The organism is Actinoplanes sp. ATCC 53533, from assembly GCF_003947245.1.
The window spans coordinates 33,117-50,026 of the sequence record NZ_QHHV01000185.1 but is presented as its reverse complement, the minus strand read 5'-3'; the positions used below and the strand labels follow the sequence as shown (position 1 = coordinate 50,026).

General features: G+C 70.8%; 13 protein-coding genes and 1 pseudogene. 5 read left to right on the top strand and 9 right to left on the bottom strand.

The window, feature by feature from the left end; genetic code table 11:
- Positions 1 to 263 precede the first annotated feature (263 nt).
- The 4 genes from DMB66_RS45020 to DMB66_RS45005 form a co-directional block, all read right to left on the bottom strand.
- Positions 264 to 2,567: a heavy metal translocating P-type ATPase gene (locus DMB66_RS45020; RefSeq protein WP_125810252.1), complete on the bottom strand. Its 2,304-nt coding sequence runs from the start codon at positions 2,565 to 2,567 to the stop codon at positions 264 to 266.
- A gap of 163 nt (positions 2,568 to 2,730) precedes the next feature.
- Entirely contained in the window at positions 2,731 to 3,000 is a 270-nt protein-coding gene (locus tag DMB66_RS45015; protein ID WP_125810251.1) for a metal-sensitive transcriptional regulator, read from the bottom strand.
- A 154-nt stretch (positions 3,001 to 3,154) separates the two neighbouring features.
- On the bottom strand, positions 3,155 to 5,875 hold the full coding sequence (locus DMB66_RS45010; RefSeq protein ID WP_125810250.1) for a cation-transporting P-type ATPase: 2,721 nt from the start codon (positions 5,873 to 5,875) through the stop codon (positions 3,155 to 3,157).
- Positions 5,876 to 5,999: 124 nt separating this feature from the next.
- Positions 6,000 to 6,275, bottom strand: a complete 276-nt coding sequence (locus DMB66_RS45005; protein WP_125810249.1) for a DUF1876 domain-containing protein — start codon at positions 6,273 to 6,275, stop codon at positions 6,000 to 6,002.
- Between the two features lie 158 nt (positions 6,276 to 6,433).
- Between DMB66_RS45005 and DMB66_RS45000 the strand changes: the two genes are divergently transcribed.
- The 3 genes from DMB66_RS45000 to DMB66_RS44990 all read left to right on the top strand — a co-directional run bounded on the left by DMB66_RS45000 (position 6,434) and on the right by DMB66_RS44990 (position 9,765).
- Positions 6,434 to 7,957: a bifunctional aminoglycoside phosphotransferase/ATP-binding protein gene (locus DMB66_RS45000; protein WP_125810248.1), complete on the top strand. Its 1,524-nt coding sequence runs from the start codon at positions 6,434 to 6,436 to the stop codon at positions 7,955 to 7,957.
- 162 nt (positions 7,958 to 8,119) lie between these two features.
- Entirely contained in the window at positions 8,120 to 9,022 is a 903-nt protein-coding gene (locus DMB66_RS44995; protein ID WP_125810247.1) for a universal stress protein, read from the top strand.
- Between the two features lie 68 nt (positions 9,023 to 9,090).
- Entirely contained in the window at positions 9,091 to 9,765 is a 675-nt protein-coding gene (locus DMB66_RS44990; protein ID WP_158647569.1) for a universal stress protein, read from the top strand.
- Positions 9,766 to 10,228: 463 nt separating this feature from the next.
- Here the strand turns inward: DMB66_RS44990 and DMB66_RS44985 are convergent, their stop codons facing one another.
- Both DMB66_RS44985 and gap read right to left on the bottom strand, forming a co-directional pair.
- Entirely contained in the window at positions 10,229 to 10,825 is a 597-nt protein-coding gene (locus DMB66_RS44985; RefSeq protein WP_233625295.1) for a CBS domain-containing protein, read from the bottom strand.
- 22 nt (positions 10,826 to 10,847) lie between these two features.
- Positions 10,848 to 11,867, bottom strand: coding sequence for a type I glyceraldehyde-3-phosphate dehydrogenase (gap, locus tag DMB66_RS44980; RefSeq protein WP_125810244.1), 1,020 nt, complete (start codon positions 11,865 to 11,867; stop codon positions 10,848 to 10,850).
- A 371-nt stretch (positions 11,868 to 12,238) separates the two neighbouring features.
- On the opposite strand from gap, the gene DMB66_RS44975 reads away from it, so the two are divergent.
- Entirely contained in the window at positions 12,239 to 13,222 is a 984-nt protein-coding gene (locus DMB66_RS44975; protein ID WP_125810243.1) for a nitroreductase, read from the top strand.
- A gap of 260 nt (positions 13,223 to 13,482) precedes the next feature.
- On the opposite strand, the gene DMB66_RS44970 is transcribed toward DMB66_RS44975, so the two are convergent.
- Both DMB66_RS44970 and DMB66_RS44965 read right to left on the bottom strand, forming a co-directional pair.
- Positions 13,483 to 13,845: an Hsp20/alpha crystallin family protein gene (locus tag DMB66_RS44970; protein ID WP_233625294.1), complete on the bottom strand. Its 363-nt coding sequence runs from the start codon at positions 13,843 to 13,845 to the stop codon at positions 13,483 to 13,485.
- A 157-nt stretch (positions 13,846 to 14,002) separates the two neighbouring features.
- Positions 14,003 to 14,464, bottom strand: coding sequence for a universal stress protein (locus DMB66_RS44965; RefSeq protein ID WP_125810241.1), 462 nt, complete (start codon positions 14,462 to 14,464; stop codon positions 14,003 to 14,005).
- 271 nt (positions 14,465 to 14,735) lie between these two features.
- On the opposite strand from DMB66_RS44965, the gene DMB66_RS44960 reads away from it, so the two are divergent.
- Positions 14,736 to 16,244, top strand: a complete 1,509-nt coding sequence (locus tag DMB66_RS44960; protein ID WP_158647568.1) for a DUF4389 domain-containing protein — start codon at positions 14,736 to 14,738, stop codon at positions 16,242 to 16,244.
- 58 nt (positions 16,245 to 16,302) lie between these two features.
- Here the strand turns inward: DMB66_RS44960 and narI are convergent.
- Positions 16,303 to 16,845 (bottom strand): annotated as a pseudogene (gene narI, locus DMB66_RS44955) (respiratory nitrate reductase subunit gamma); the annotation flags it as partial.
- Positions 16,846 to 16,910 lie beyond the last annotated feature (65 nt).

The following is a 16,910-nucleotide window of genomic DNA, read 5'->3' as shown; positions in this document are numbered from 1 at the left end:
GTCGGGACGCTGTCGCGGAATGAATGCGGTCGGCCCTGTGAGCTTCGCAGCCCACAGGGCCGGCAAACGCGGCAGTGGTCAGCGGTAGACGACGGCATGTGACTCGCCGTCCGGATACCTGATCGACCCGCCACTCCAGCCGGATCCCGACGAGGCCGGCACGCCTGGCGGTGCCGCGGGCACCGACGTGAGGTTTGCGGGGAGCCGGGATTCTGGCCGACGGGGTCGGTGAGAGCGAGGGCGGCGACGGGGCCCGCGTGTGGTCATGGCGTGTGGGGATCGGGTACGAGGCTGAAGGCACCCTCCTCCTCCTGCGCGTTGTGCAGCCGGAGGATCGCGTAGAGACCGTAGAGCAGGCGCCGTACGTCGGTGACGTCCTCCGGCTCCGCCTCCTGGACCAGGTCATCCACGCTCCGGCGCAGTCGCCCGATCTGGTGTTCTATCTCGGCATGGGTACGGCTGAGCCCGCTGGTCGCCTCGACCCCGCCGAGCGCCCGGGCCATGATCGGCAGCAGCTCGGCCTCCTCGGCGTGCTCGTGTGCCAGCAACCGCACCTCCAGGTCGTCCAGCAACTCGCGGGCCGGCCTCAGGTCGTACGGCGGCTGGTTCAACGCATCGGCGACCGTCCGCACCCGCTCCACCAGCGGGCGTACCTCGCGATGCTCGGCGAACAAGCGCTGGGCCGTGGCGATATCGGCCGGCTTCATCGCCACGGTGTGCGACGGCGCCGGCAGCAGCGCGGTCAAAGCGATGGCGATGGCCGCCAGGTCGATGCCTTCCTGCAGCAGCGCGCCGGCGGCGGGTGGGAGGTAGCCGGCGGCCGCCACGATCATCGCCGCCGCCGACAGCCCCATCCCGACCGCGACGGCCCACACCGCGATCATCCGGCAGCGCCGGGCGATGAGAATGGCGTCGGCAAGAGCGTCCAGCCGGTCGACGGTCAGCACCACGTCCGCGGCCTCCGCCGACGCCGTGGCTCCCCGGGCCGCGAGCGCGACCCCCACTCCCGCAGCGGCCAGCGCCGGTGCGTCGTTGATACCGTCACCCACCATGATCGTCGGCGCGCGGTTCTGCTCGGCACGGACCAGGGTCAGTTTGTCGCCGGGGTCGCAGTCGGCGTGCACCGCGTCGACGCCGACGACCCGTCCCACGGCCTCCGCCGTGTCCGCGCGATCGCCGGTCACCAGCACGACGCGGGTGATCCCGGCTTGGCGTAGTGCCCGGACCATGCGCGGCGCCTGCGGCCGTACCGGATCCTCCAGCAGCAGCACACCCGCCGGCACGTCATCGATCGCCGCGAACACCGTCAGCGAGCCGTCGAGCGCGGCCCGCCTGCGCGCATGTCGTACCCATGCCGGCATCGCACCGGAGACGATCCACGCCGCCTTGCCCAGCCGGACCCGGTGGCCGTCGACGATGCCTTCCACCCCGTAGCCATGGCGTTCGTGCACGTCAGCCGGTGCGGTCAAGCGCAGTCCGCGGTCGTGGGCGGCGGTGACAATCGCGCCGGCCAGGACGTGGGCCGAACTCTGGTCCACGCTCGCCGCGAGGCGCAGGACCTCGCCGGCGGGCAGATGCTCCCCGCCCACCGGGGTCGCCACGTCGGTGAGGACGGGCCGGCCGGCGGTCAGCGTGCCGGTCTTGTCGAACAGCAGGACCCGGCCCGAGGCCAACTGCTCCAACGCCGCACCGCCTTTGACGATGACCCCGATGCGGGCCGCCCGGGAGATTCCCGACATGATCGCGATGGGCGTAGCCAGCAGCAGCGGGCACGGGGTGGCCACCACCAGCACCGCCACCGCCCGTACCGGGTCTCCCGCGATGGCCCAGGCGACACCGGCCAGTAGGAGTGTCACCGGCACGAACGCCACCGCGACGCGGTCCGCGATCCGCACGAACGGCGCGTTCGACGCCTGCGCCTGCTCGACCAGGCGCACCACACCGGCATAGGTCGACGCCTCGGCGGTCGCGGTGGCGGTCAGCCGGACCGGCGAGCCCGCATTGACCACCCCGCTGCGGATGTCCTCGCCGGCCCGGCGCTCCACCGGCAGCGGCTCGCCCGTCAACGCCGATTCGTCCAGCACCGCCGGCCCCAGCAACCGTCCGTCCACCGGCACGATCTCTCCGGAACCGACCACCAGCCGATCACCGATCATCACCTCGGCGACCGGCACCTCGACCGGCCCCGCGGCGGTGTCGCGCCGAGCGGTGCGCGGCGCCCTAGCCACCAGCGCGCTGAGCTCACGGCGCGCCCGCGCAGCGGCACGCGCTTCCAGCAGCACACCGCTGGCGAGCATGACGGCGATCACGGCACCCGCGAAGGCCTCGCCGACCCACAGTGCGCCCGCCAGTGCCAGCCAGGCGATGACGTCGACACTCGGCTCGCGCCGCCGGGCCGCCTCAACCAGCGACATCGTCGAGTACACCAGCCCGAGCACCGTCGCTGTCGCCCACACCGTGCCCGCCGTGGCTCTCGCACCCGTCGCCGCGATCACCAGCCCGGCCACCAACAGCAGCGTTGTTGCCGCGAACAACGCCTGCTCCCGCCGTTGCTTCCACCAGCGCATGCCAACCTCCCACGCCACCGACGGGTCACCCACCCATCCTCGGCTCCCACGGTCGGACCTCGGCGGGTTCACCGACAGGGCCGCAAGACCCGATCGGGTCCGCGATGCGGCGGCAGCCTGGGCGCCATCGACACCCGGCGCAGGGCAGCCCGGCAGGCGGCTGTCAGGCCAGGGACATGAAGAGCTTCTCGAGCTGCGCCACGTCGACGCTCGGCTTCTCGCCGTTCTCCTCGGCCTTCACGCACTGCCGCAGTCCGCTGGCGATGATTTTGAAGCCGGCCCGGTCGAGGGCGCGTGACACGGCGGCGAGCTGAGTCACCACGTCGGCGCAGTCGCGGCCATCCTCCAGCATGGCGATCACACCACGGATCTGCCCCTCGGCCCGCCGCAGCCGCTTGATGACCTCTCCGAGAGCGTCCTGATCGATCTCCACGCTGCGCCTCCCGGCATAGTTGTCTACCTGCACAACGATACCCCTGCGGGTATGTCAACCCGATCGGGTGATCTGGCGACGTCAGTCACGCCCGCGCCGCCGCCGATACCCAGGGCCGAACGACCTGGAGGCGAGGGGACCACGACCGCGACGATCAGTGCGAGGTCTCGCTCAGACGGTGCGCCTGGTCCCGGCGTCGGCCCGCCGCCCGGTACAGCTCGTCAACCGCCCACACGACCACCGGGAACGGCAGCAGGAAGGCCAGCTGCGCGGGCCCGAGGGCGGCCGTCCCGAAGATCTGCTGCGCCGCCGGCAGATAGATCAGCGCCGCGGAGAACACCAGCTCGAAGGCGATGCCGGCAAGCAGCAGCCGGTTGCTGAACAGCCCGATGGAACGCAACGACGCGCGGTCGGTGCGGGCGGCGAACGCGGTGCCGATCTGGCACGCCACGATCCCCGCGAACGTCATCGTGGTGGCCTGCCGGTAGGCATGCTCCAGAGCACTGCCGGCACCGACCGGATCGCCGGGGTGCCAGCCGGCGCGCCACAGCGACCAGAAGTAGCCGGCCATCACCAGCAGGGCGGAGACCACCCCGAGCAGTCCCCAGGCCCGCAGCAGCAGCCGCCGGTCGATGACCCCGGCCTTCGGTGCTCGGGGTGGGCGGCTCATCAGGCCGGGTTCGGCGCGCTCCCGGCCGAGGGCGAGCGCGGGTAGCGTCTCGGTGCCCAGGTCGATGGCGAGGATCTGCAGCACCGTCAGCGGGAGCGGCACCGCGCCGCCGGACAGTGCGAAGATCAGGAACGGCACGACCTCCGGTACGGCGTGGGCGAAGATGTACAGCACGAACTTGCGGACGTTGTCGAAGACCCGCCGGCCCGCGTCGACGGCCCGTACGATGGTCGCGAAGTTGTCGTCGGTGAGCACCATGGTGGCGGCCTCCCGGGCGACGTCGGTGCCGGACCGACCCATCGCCACGCCGATGTCGGCGTGCCGCAAGGCTGGCGCGTCGTTGACGCCGTCGCCGGTCATCGCCACGATCTGGCCGGTGGCCCGAAGCGCCTCACAGATCCGCAGCTTGCCCTCCGGGGATGAGCGGGCGAAGACCACCTCGTCCGGGCCGGCCAGCACCGCGTCCAGTTCGGCCTCGCTCATCTGGTCCAGCTGCTCGCCGGTCACGATCCGCCGGCTCGCACCGCCGATGCCGACCTGCCGGGCGATCTCCGCCGCGGTGGGACCGTAGTCGCCGGTGATGACGTGCACCCGGATGCCAGCCCGGTGCGCGTCCGCGACCGCGTCGGCCACGCCGGCTCTCGGCGGGTCGGCCATGGCGACCAGGCCCAGCAGCACCAGCTCCCGCTCCACCTCGGCGCGGTCACCGGGCCGCTGCCCATCCCAGTCACGACTGGCGACCGCGAGCACCCGCAGCCCGGCGGCCGCGTACCGGTCCACCACGGCGGACAATCCCGCCCGCACCGCCGCGGACAGAGCGACCGGCGCCCCGTCCGGACCCAGGGCCTCGTCACACAGAGGCAGCACCGACTCCACCGCGCCCTTGGTGTACAACGCGTCTCGGCCCAGGACGGACATCCGCTTCAACCGGGTGTCGAACGCGTACAGCGCCCGGCGGTCCCGGTCCCGCTCGGCCGCCCGCACCGGAACCCCCAGTTCTGCCGCCAGCCGCAGCAGGGCGATCTCGGTCGGGTCACCGCTGTCGCCCGCCGTGCCGTCCCCGGCGTTGCGTGCCGTCGTGCACAGCGCCGCCGCGCGGGCAAGCCGGCGGGCACGCGGATCCGCCGCCGAGGCCTCCGCGTCCAGCTCCGTGCCGCACAGCCACAAGCGCGTGACCCGCATCCGGTTCTCGGTCAGCGTGCCGGTCTTGTCGGTGCAGATGACCGTTGTGGAACCGAGCGTCTCGACCGCCGACAGCCGCTTGACCACCGCGCCGCCGCGGGCCAGCTCGCGCACTCCCCCCGCGAGAGCCAGCGTGATCGTCGGCAACAGGCCCTCCGGCACGTTAGCCACGATCAGGCCGATCGAGAAGCTGATCGCCGCCGCCCAGCCCAGCCCCGCCGCCACGCCGATCGGCAGGAACGCCGCTCCGGCGACCACCGCGACGACCGCGATGATCCACGTGGCCCGCCGCACCTGCCGTTCCAACGGGCTCGGACGCGCTCGGACGCGCTGGGTCAGGGCGGCGATCCGGCCGATCTCGGTGTGCATCCCGGTGTGGACCACCACTGCCCGAGCCTGCCCGGCGGTGCACACGGTTCCACTGAAGACCAACTCCCGGGCCTCGAGCAACGGCCCCGGCACCACCTCCGCGTCGGCGGCCCGGCCGGCCGGCACCGACTCGCCGGTGAGGGCGGACATGTCCACCGAGATCCTGCCGGTGATCAGCCGGGCATCGGCGCAGATCCCGTCGCCCTCGGCCAGCTCGATGACATCGCCCCGCACCAGGTCGCGCGCCGGCACTTCGGCCAGCACGCCGTCGCGCAGCACTCGCGCGGTCGCGGGCAGATAGGCGGCGAGCGCTTCCACGGCCCGCTCGGCCTGCATCTCCTGGACGAACGCGAATGCGGCGTTGAGCAGGATGACAGCCACCACCGCGGCGGAGAGCGCCGGTGTGCCGCCCAGCCAGGCCAGTACGGCCGCCACCATGAGCAGCACGGCCAGCGGCTGGGTGAACTGGGCCAGCAACTCGCCCGGCCAGGCGCGCCGCCTGCGCCGGGACAGTTCGTTGGGGCCGTCAACGGTCAGCCGACGCGCCGCCTCGCGCGAGCCGAGGCCGGCACCCGACGTCCGCAGATCACGGAAGAGCTGGGGCGGGGGCCGCCGTTCATCGGCGGCGCCGAGTTGCACGATGCTCTCGGTCATACCTCCAGCGTTCGCGGCCATGCCCGCGGCCGGCAGGGCGGGAAGTCCCGCCCTGCCCGACCCATCGACCCGGGTCCCGACCGTCGGCGGAGCGGTTCCGGGCGCCGGGACCGCCGCGCCCTGTTCAGGACGTCAGATGCACGGGCCGGTGGGTGAACTGCTCGATATCACCCGCTGCCACATCCAGCAGCTTGTAGGCGAGATCGGCCAGTGCCCTGGCCGTGGCCAACTCATCACCGATCTCCGGAACCTCCCGGTCCCTCGGACTGCGGTGCGCCTCACCCTCACCGCGCAGCAGCGGACGAACACTGCTGCGCAGAACCGCAGCGGCGTGGGTGCGGCGCTCGTCCTCATGCTCGCTGATGGTGATCTCGACCGCCCAGGTTCGTGCGTGGACCATGACAGCACCTCCTCAGGCTGACTTTCTCCCATTCCAGCCCCGATCCGGCGACCTACCCAGTGCCGATCGTCCCGGGCCGCGCGGCCGTTCCTCCCTACCGGAGCCCGCCGCAGGGGCACATCGTGAAGGCTCAGGGCACCGGACCGGTGAGGTGAGCTATGACATCGACTGATCATGCGGCGGTTGTCGAGACTCATGCCGCAGTGCTGTTCTTCATCGGCGATCGCGCGTACAAACTCAAGAAGCCAGTCGATCTCGGCTTCCTCGACTTCCGGCGCCGCAGCGACCGCGAGGCAGTCTGCCATCGCGAAGTGGAGCTGAACCGGCGGATGGCGCCCGACGTCTATCTCGGGGTCGCCGACGTGCGCGGACCTGACGACGAGCTCTGTGACCACCTCGTGGTGATGCGGCGGATGCCCGCCGCGCGCCGGCTGTCGACGCTGATCCGCTCAGGGACCCCGGTCGCCGAGGACGTACGGCACATCGCGAGGATGCTCGCCGCCTTCCACGTCACGGCACGCCGCGGCCCGGACGTCTCCGCACAGGGCACCCGTGACGCGCTGCTCGGCCGCTGGGACGCGACCTTCACCCAGCTGCGGCCGCTCCACGGCGGCGTCCTGGACGCCGGTGCCGCTGCCGAGATCGAGGAACGCACACACGAGTTCCTGGCCGGACGGGCGCCGCTGTTCGCTGCCCGGGTCACCGGCGGGCACATCGTCGACGGCCACGCCGACCTGATCACCGACGACATCTTCTGCCTCGACGACGGCCCCCGGATACTCGACTGCCTGGAATTCGACGACCGGTTGCGCTGGGTGGACGTCCTCGACGACGCCGCGTTCCTGGCCATGGACATCGAACACCTGGGCGCCACCCGACTCGCCCGGGCCTTCCTCGACTGGTACGCGGAATTCAGCGCCGACCCCGCACCGGCGACACTGCGGCACCACTACATCGCCTACCGAGCCTTCGTCCGCGCGAAAGTCGGCTGCCTCCGACACGACCAGGGAGATCCCGCCGCGGCCACCGACGTCACCACCTACACCGACCTCACCCTGCGGCAGCTACGGGCCGGCACGGTCCGGCTCGTCATCGTTGGCGGCACGCCCGCCACCGGCAAAACCACCCTGTCGGGAAAGCTCGCCGACCACCTCGGCGCGGTCCTACTCAGCAGCGACCGCCTCCGCAAGGAACTCGCCGGCCTCGACCCCCAGACCAGCGCCGCCACCGCCTACCAGCAAGGCATCTACACACCCAGGTGGACCGACCACACCTACGCCGAGCTACTACACCGGGCACATGAACTGCTCGAACGCGGCGAGAACGTGGTGCTGGACGCATCCTGGACCCGGGCAAAACACCGCGACGCCGCCCGTAGCCTGGCCACCACAACCCACAGTGACCTCCTCGAACTGTGCTGCACCGCGTCGGCCGGCACGATCGCCGCACGCCTGAGCCGCCGCACGCCCGGCACCTCCGACGCCGATCAGCTCATCGCAACGGCACTCTCGACGGAGACGGACCCGTGGCCCGAAGCGACCATGATCGTGACCGACCGCCACCCCGACACCTCCGGCAGGCAGACGCTGGCCGCGCTCGGCATCGACAGCGATCAGTGGGTGCAACCAACAGCGGTCGCTGAGCCGACGGCCGCCAGTCCGGGCAGGGCAGGAAGCCGATGAGGGACCAATGGCCCTGCCAGCTGCCGGTAGCCGGGGTGATGCTTGCCATGACGCCCATCGGATCGCGCTCCGCTGGAGGTTCGCCATGAACGCACACGTCGGTGACCTGCTTCGCCTTGAGTCGGCCACCTACCCGAGGCAGGAGAGGAAAGGGGCGGAGTCATGACTGCCGTGGCCGGAGCTCCCGTCGTCGTCGGTGTCGACGGCTCACGGCGCAGTCTCGACGCGGTCGAGACAGCCGCCGCGGAGGCGGCACTGCGACACCGTCCGCTGCGCATCGTGCACGCCTTCGGGTGGCCGTCCCTCGGCACCCCGGTCACGCCCGGGCTCGCTGGGCCGTCGCTGCGGGCGTTCCGCGACCAGGCGGACGAGATCGCGCACGAGGCCTCGCTGCTCGCCGCGAAAGTCGCGCCCGACACGTCGATCACCGCCCAGGTCCTGGACGGCGGACCCGGCTACGTGCTGCGGGACGAAAGCCGGCAAGCGGCCCTGCTCGTCCTGGGTGACCGCGGGCTCGGCGGCTTCTCCGAACTGCTCATCGGCTCCGTCGCCGTACAAACGGCCACGCACGGGGCATGCCCGGTCCTCGTCGTCCGCGGCGAACGCCGCAGCGCCGGCCCGATCGTGGTCGGTGTGGACGGATCCGCCGCCTCGGTGCGAGCCCTCGACTTCGCTGTTGAGGAGGCCGCGCTGCGCGGCACCGAACTCCTCGCCCTGCACGTGTGGACCAGCAGCTCCAGCACCGAACTGAACGATACCCTGCCGATATCCGCTGAGGCCTGGTCCGGCGATCAGGAGGAGAATCGGGTCCTGGCGGAGGCGCTCGCCGGCATCGCGCAACGGCACCCCGACGTGCCGATCCGCCGCGAGGTGGTCCGCGGGTCAGCTCGCCGGCTGCTGGTGGAGCGATCGCGTACGGCCCAGCTCGTCGTCGTCGGCAAACGCGCCAGCGTCGCCAGGCTGTTGCTCGGCTCGGTGAGCCAGCACCTGATCCACCATGCGGCCTGTCCGACCGCCGTGGTCCGACCGGCCCCGAATGGCGCATCCTCCGGAGGTGGACCATGAGTTCGCCGACGTCGGCTCCCGAGAATCAAGGCCTGTCGCAACCGCGCCCGGCGATGGTGCCGCGAGCAATGCGGCAGGTCGGATCCGACGGCGTGGCGGCCGCGATCCTGCAGGAGCTACGCAGCCTGTTCCCCGGGCTGACGATCTCCCACCTGACCAGCGGAACGGACACGGACGATGCCGTGCTCGTTCGGGCCAGTCCCGGTGAGATCCGGGTGATCAGTGCCCGCCCACCGGCCGACGACGATCGTTCGGCCGCTCCGGTGCTGGTGAGCGGCACCGCGGCGAGAACGGCAGCAACGGTCGTCGCAGCGGCCGTCGACGACGATGCCAGTGCCGGTCGCGTCCTGCGTCATGCCGCGTGGCAGGCCCGCCGCCGCCGGCTTCCGCTCCGCGTGGTGCATGTTTGGACCGGACGGGCCATCTCAGTGACCGGTGCGTTGATGAACCGCCACGACCAGATCGCCGCCGCCGACCGGCTGCTGTCGGCGGTGCTCTACGACCAACTGACGCCCGTGGAGGCCGAGGCCGCCGAGCGTGAGATCCTGCACGACCGCGACGTGGTTCGCGCCTTGCTCGCGCTGAGCGGCGAAGTCTCGCTGGTCGTGATCGCGGCCAGCAGCGGCCGGGCCGACGCCAAACCGCTCGGTGACACGGTCCGGGCACTCATCGGACGCACGGCCTGCCCGGTCGCCGTGCTGCCGCCCTGCGCCGAGCCGGTCGCCACCGCGTGCACCTGGTGATCCGCTCCTGCTTCCCGGGCCGCGTGGATCGTGGCTGCTGGATTGGCTGCTGGATCGTGGCCTCGCGAGCCGGCCACGACAACAGGGCAACGGACCCGGCGGGACAGGGCGTTCAGCAGCGCCGCGGATCTCGCGCTCGCAGGCTCCTGCACAACGAGGATGCTGCAGCCGCGCGAAGCGGCGGCGAGGGTCACCACCGCGTCGATGCCGCGACGAACGCTGGTGGTGACGACGACGCCGGGATACTTCTCCGACCATCGATCGATCAACTCGGCCACGGACCGGTCCTCCCCCGCCGGTGCCGCCGCGGTCACCACCACGAGCAGCGCCACGTCACGGTCGTCCGCCGCGGCGAAGGCGTGGCCTATCGCCGCCTCTTCCGGCTCGGGACCGATGACGCCGAGCAGGACGGGGCCGCCCGATGCGGCCGGCCCCTGCGCCACTTGTGACATGACCGTTCCTCTCAGGAAGCCGTCACTGCTCGCACGGTCACGGCGCTGATCCCGGGCACTGTCCGGGCCAGGACCGTCACCACGGCGAGCTCGGTGTCGTTGGTGAACTCGCCGGTGACAGTGACGATCCCGCCGTCCACGGTGGCGCTCCAGCGGTGCACACCGTCGGCGTACTCGTCGAGGCGGTGCTGCACCTCTTTGGCGAGCACGTCGTCGCTGCGCACCATCGCCCGCAGGATGTCGCGACGGCTGATGATCCCGACGACCTCGCGGCCCTCCACAACCGGCAGGCTGCGCACGTCGTGCTGGATCATCATGTCGGCCACCTCCGCCACGTCGGTGTCAGGTGTGGTGGTCAACGGGCTCTGCGCCATCACTTCCAGGACCATGCCGGGCCGGTGCTGCGGGTCGGTGTCCGGGTGGCGCCGCACGTGCGCGGTGGGATCCGCGGGCACCCGGTGCCACAACAGATCACCCTCGCTCACCATCCCGACCAACGCACCACTCGCGTCCACCACCGGCAAAGCGGTAACCGACTTCGCGGTCATCAACTCCGCGGCACTCTCCACCGACGCGTTCTGCCAGACCAGATGCACCGGACTACTCATGAGATCCTTGGTACGCACAAGATCACCTCCGCTCGGCCATCAACCTGGTCACATCCACCAGACGGTTGGTGTAACCCCACTCGTTGTCATACCAACCGAAGACCTTGACCAACCGGCCACTGGCCTGAGTGAGCTGGGCGTCGAAGACGCAGGAGGCCGGGTCGCCGACGATGTCGGTGGAGACGATCGGCGCCTGCGTGTAGCGGATGATGCCGTGCATCGGCCCACCCACCGCCGCAGCTACGGCGACGGCCTCGTTGACCTGAGCCACGGTCACCTCGGTACCGAGCTGGAGTGTGAGATCACTGATCGAACCGTCAACGACCGGCACCCGCAGGGCGACACCATCAAGCCGGCCCGCCAACTCCGGCAGCACCAGACCCACCGCCTTCGCCGCCCCGGTACTGGTCGGGATGATGTTCACCCCGGCAGCCCGGGCCCGACGCGGATCCTTGTGCGGCGCGTCGAGAACGTTCTGGTCGTTGGTGTACGCGTGCACCGTGGTCAGATAGCCACGTTCCAGACCGAACGCCTCATGCAGCACCTTGACCAGCGGCGCGACACAGTTGGTCGTGCAGGAGGCAGCGGAGACGATCTGATGCCGGACCGGGTCGTAGCTGTCCGCGTTCACCCCCGGCACCAACGTCGCGTCCACCCCCTTACCCGGCGACGAGATCAGCACCCGGCCCGCACCCGCCTTCAGATGCAACGCGGCGTCATCGCGAGTGCGGAGCTTGCCGGTCGACTCGATGACCAGATCAACACCGAGATCCGCCCACGGCAACGCCTCCGGTGAACGCTGCGAGAACACCGGAATCGTGTGCCAACCCACGTTGAGCATGTCGTCGGTGTAACTCACCTCCGCACCGAGCCGACCGAACGTCGAGTCGTACTCCAACAGATGCGCCAACGCCGGAGCGTCGTACAGGTCATTGATCGCCACCACCTGCAACCCCGAGTTGGACATGTCCTTATCCACCAACCGGCGCAGGTAGTTACGACCGATCCGACCGAAACCATTGATCGCAATGCGGTAACTCACGAGAACCTCCAGGCTTTGTCGTCACCTCTAGCCTTCTCCGCTCCGGGCGTACGAGGCAGGGCCCAACGGCCCGGGGAAAGGGGCGTTGCGGCCCGGGTGACGCGCGCGCTCACGGAGCATCGTCAGAACTGAAGGCATCGAGCCCGGCCACTCGCCGTGCTGCGCATCTCCACGGGCTTCGTTTTCCGGGGGGCCTGGGACGCAGGTGGGCGAAGCTGCCCTTCGTGCAGCGTCACCGCTGGCTGATCTGACACCCTGCCTCGCATCGCCGCGAGGCCCGACACCCCCAGAGCAGCCGCCCGACCGGGGCCTTGCGGCGGTCACCCGGCCGGGCGGTTTGATTGCCGCACGGAGACGAAGGAGTTTCTGCCATGACCGCGTCCCTCTCCGAGGCGACCCGCCGGCTCGAGGCAGCCGCCCGGTCGGCGTTGCACGCACCCTCGGTGTTCAACAGCCAGCCGTGGCGCTGGCGGATCGACGGCGGCACCATGCTGTTGTACGCCGACCGTGGCCGCCAGCTCGGCAGCATCGACCCCGACGGCCGATTGCTGCTGATCAGCTGTGGCACGGTGCTGCACCATGCTCGTACCGCGCTCGCGGCAAGTGGGTGGAGCGCCGAAGTGGAGCGCCTGCCCGACAGCAGCCGCCCGGACCTGCTCGCGCGCATCCACCTGGGTGCCGCCGTCCCGGCCGACCCCGAGGCGCAGCGGATGGCCGCGGTGATTCAGCGCCGCCGTACCGACCGGCGTGCCTTCGGCGACCGCACGGTGTCCGAGGACATGCTCACCCGGCTGCGCCGCTTCGTCGAGTTCGAAGGCGCGTATCTACACGTCGTGCACCGGGATCAGGTACCGATGCTCGCACTCACGAACGAGCATGCCGCCGGCGCGGAGCGCGAAGATCCCGCCTACCTCGCCGAACTCCACCGCTGGACCAATCGGCCGGCTTGGCGAGGAGACGGCGTACCACCCGAGACGGCGGTGCGTCCCGCCCTGCGACGAGTGCCGGTCCGTGACTTCGCACCCGGCGGAAACGCCGGCCTCGCCGCGGGCCCGGGCGTCGACAAAGGCGCCGCCTACGTGATCCTGTTCGGCCTGTCGGATCAGCCCACATACCTGCTGCGGGGCGGGGAAGCGCTGTCGGCGCTGCTGCTGCTGGCAACCGCGGACGGCCTCGCCACCGCAGTACTCAGCGAAGCGGTCGAGATCACCTGGCCTCGCCTGCTGCTGCGTGGTCTCCTCGCCGGCGTCGGCGAACCATACCTCGCGGTCCGGCTCGGCTACCCCGTGTCCGGTCAGCCGGTACCCGCCTCCCCACGGCGATTCCCGGCCGACGCCATATCGATCAAGAAGTAGACTCCCCAGACTCCCCACCCCGATGGCAAACCGCTGAGCCGTGCGAAGTCATCGAGCGCCGGCAACGGCCGGGCAAGCGCCGCATCGACTGCCAGGGCGAGGAGCAGCAGCGGGCTGACGGCGAAGAGCCACGTCGCCCGTGACCGCGATCGGGATCAGCCACGCCCACGACAACAGACAGGCCAGAGCGAAGAACCAGCCGGATCGGTTACACGTCACCGGCCGGCGGTCACCAGGATCGCCGGCCGGCTCGGGCGCGGTCACTCTGCCTTGGTGATCTCGATCTGGCGACCGGCCGGTTCGGGCGCGGTCAACGGCACGGCCACCTCGATGATGCCCTTACGGTAGGTGGCCTTGATGCCGGACTCATCGGCGTTGGCCGGCAACCGCACCGAACGGTGCAGCATGCCGTACCGGAACTCCGTCCGGTGCAGTCCCTTCTGCTCCTCGCGGCGCTCCGCCTTGACGGTCAGCACCCCGTGAGCAACCGTGATCTGCAGGTCCTTCTCCGGGTCAAGTCCCGGCAGTTCGGCCCGCAGCACGTATTCCTCGTCGGTGATCCGGTCCTCGACGCGGATCGCCGGGGTGGCGCGCGGGAAGTCCAGCTCCAACCAGTCGTTCATGTCCCCGAAGAGACGCGGTAGCAGCGCTGACATCTCGGTTCTCCCTTCTGTCGCTTCCACTTCCATCGGACCTCGACGCCGAACCGCGCGTTCAGGGCCGAAGGACACCTCTTCACGCCATCTGCCGCACTTCCGGAGTGCAGGCGCCGGCGCCTGCTCAGCCCTTGCCGCGCACGACCACCACCGGGCAGTGAGCGTGCTGCGCACAGTGCTGACTGACCGAGCCGAGCAGAGTGCCGGTGAAGGCACCGTGCCCGCGCGACCCCACCACGAGCAGTCCCGCGTGCGCCGACTTGTCGATCAACACCTGAGCCGCGTGGCCGGCCACCACGGTCTCCAGCACCGGGACGTCCGGCTCGTCGACCCCCAGCGCCTCCTGGACCGACTCACTGAGGATCTTCCCGGCGGTGGCCGCGAAGTCCTCGTACGGGACTACCGCTCCCATGCCGTAGTAGGCCGGATACTCCCACGACGTCACTGCCTGGACCCGGGCACCGGTGCGCCGTGCCTGCGCGAGCGCCCAGCGCAGCGCCGCCTTCGACGACGGCGAGCCGTCCACGCCCACCACGATGTCGGTGTCGCGGAATCCACCGGTGATCCGTCCTTCGCGTTGCACCATGACGCGCCTCCCATCGAGCGGGGAGTCACGGGCCGGCCCCTCTTCCACCATGGATCGCGGGTGGCGTCCCGGCCAGAGCCGAAGATCCCGCTCCGATGTTCGTGTCAGGCGTCCACGTCGGGACCTTCGGCCCCGTCCGCACACTTCCGGGCGAGGTGACATCGAGGAATCCGTTCGGGCCCGGACCTTCGCCGCTCGGGGACGGGACATCGGACTCTGCCGCGGCGCGCGCCCATCGCGATCTGCTGAGGGTGAACCTTCAGGAGGTGTCATGAACCGCTATCCGCTGCGGGTCGAGGCACGCCGAGACGAGACCGTGAGCCGGTGGCTGTGGCTCGTCAAGTGGGCGTTACTCATCCCGCACTACCTCGTCCTGGCCGTCCTCTGGGTGGGTTTCGTCGTGCTCACCTTGTGCGCCTATCTGGCGGTCCTGTTCACCGGCAGGTATCCGTCCGCGATCCGCGCCTACAACCTCGGCGTGCTGCGCTGGAGCTGGCGCGTCAACTACTACGGCTACCAGGCGCTCGGCACCGACCGGTATCCACCGTTCACTCTCGCCGACGTACCGGAGTATCCCGCCCGGTTGCAGTTGGCCGAGACCACCCGGCCGCCGCGCTGGCTGCCACTGGTCGCCTGGCTCCTCGCCGTACCGCATGTCCTGCTGCTCGCCGCGCTCAGCGGCGCGGCGACCTGGACCATCGACACCGGCGACACCACCACCTCCGCGCCGTTGGGCGTCGTGACCGTGGGCATCCTCATCGCCGGGCTGAGCCTGCTGTTCACCGCCCGCTACCCGCGCGGGCTCTACGACCTGCTCGTCGGCGTGGCCCGGTGGAACCTGCGAGTGATCGCCTATCTCGCCCTGCTCACGCCCGGCTATCCGCCCTTCCGGCTGGACCAGGGCGACACCGAACCCGATGACGGCCCGGCCGGGCCGGCACGGGCCGAGGAGCCGGCGATGCCAGCCGACCGGGCGTACGGTCCGCACCCGGACGACTCCGCACGCGGCTCCGTAGCCGGTGCCGTCAGCGCTCTCGTGGTCGGCGTGGTGCTGCTGCTTCCGGCCGCCGGACTCGGCACGGCCGGAGCTGCCCTGCTCGCCTTCGACGGCATGCGCGACAGCTCCGGCTACGTCACCAGTCAGGTCGTGCACGCGAGCAGTTCCACTGCTGTCATCACCGCCGACGGCATCACGATCGAGGGCGCGGACTTCTGGGCCCGCAACCTCGCCGACGTCGGCGGCGTCCGCATCACGGTGGCGAACACGAACGACAAGCCCGTGTTCATCGGTATCGCCCGCCAGGCGGACGTGGAGTCCTGGCTGGCCGGTACGGCACGGGACAGCATCGTCGGTGTCTCGAACGATGAGGTGCGCTACGACCGGACGACGGGCACCGTCCGAGCCGTGCCCACGCCGGCCGAGCAGGACTTCTGGCTGGCATCCACGACGGGCGCGGACAACGCGACCTTGGAGTGGCAGGCCACCGACGGAAACTACACGGTGGTGCTGGCCAACGCCGACGGTTCGGTGGACGTGACAGCCCGGGTCCGGGGGTCGGCTCAGATCCCCGACCTGTCCGCCCTCGGCGGCGGGCTGCTGGCTACCGGCATAGTCCTGACCCTGCTCGGGATCGGCCTCGTCGTGCTGGGCGGCGTCGCCCTCGGGCGCCGGCACAGTGGGCCCTCCTCCGCCACGGAGCCACCGGTGGAGCCTCCCCACACCGGGCCGCCTCCCCCGCAGTACCTGCCACCGCCACCCGCGGTCGTCGCATCCCCGTAGCCGACAGAACCCGACGGAGAGACCCTGATGGGTCTCTCCGTTTGCTATGGCAACCGCGCTATCGTCCGGACGACAATGGCCGCCGGGCGGCGTCGCGGACCGCCGCGGGCGTCGGACTCGGCGCCACCGCGCCGCGGCGGGTGCGGTAGACCACGTACGGACGCCACAGGTATGCCAGCGGCGCGGACCAGACGTGGACCAGCCGGGTGAACGGCCACAGTGCCAGGAACAGGAACCCGCCAACCGCGTGCAGTTGGTAGACCTGCGGTGCGCCGGTCATCAGCTCGGTATGCGGCTGGAACCAGAAGATGCCGCGAAACCAGACCGCGATCGTCTCCCGGTAGTCGTACCCGCCGCCGAGCATGTTGCGGCCGACCGTGGCGGCCATGCCGAGGATGACCATGGCGGCGAGGCAGGCGTAGAGAACCTTGTCCATGGTCGTGGTGACGCGGCGGATGCGGCCGTTGACGAAGCGGCGGGCGATCAGCAGCGCGAGGCCGGCGACCAGCATGACGCCGGTGACCGTGCCGGCCGAGAGTGACACCACGTGGTAGGTGTGCTCGGCGATGCCGAGCTTCTCGGTCAGCGAGGCGGGCACCAGCCCGGGTCAGGAAGCGGCGGGCCGCCAGGAGCGGCGCGGTGCCGGGAACGGCATCCGTCTCGGGT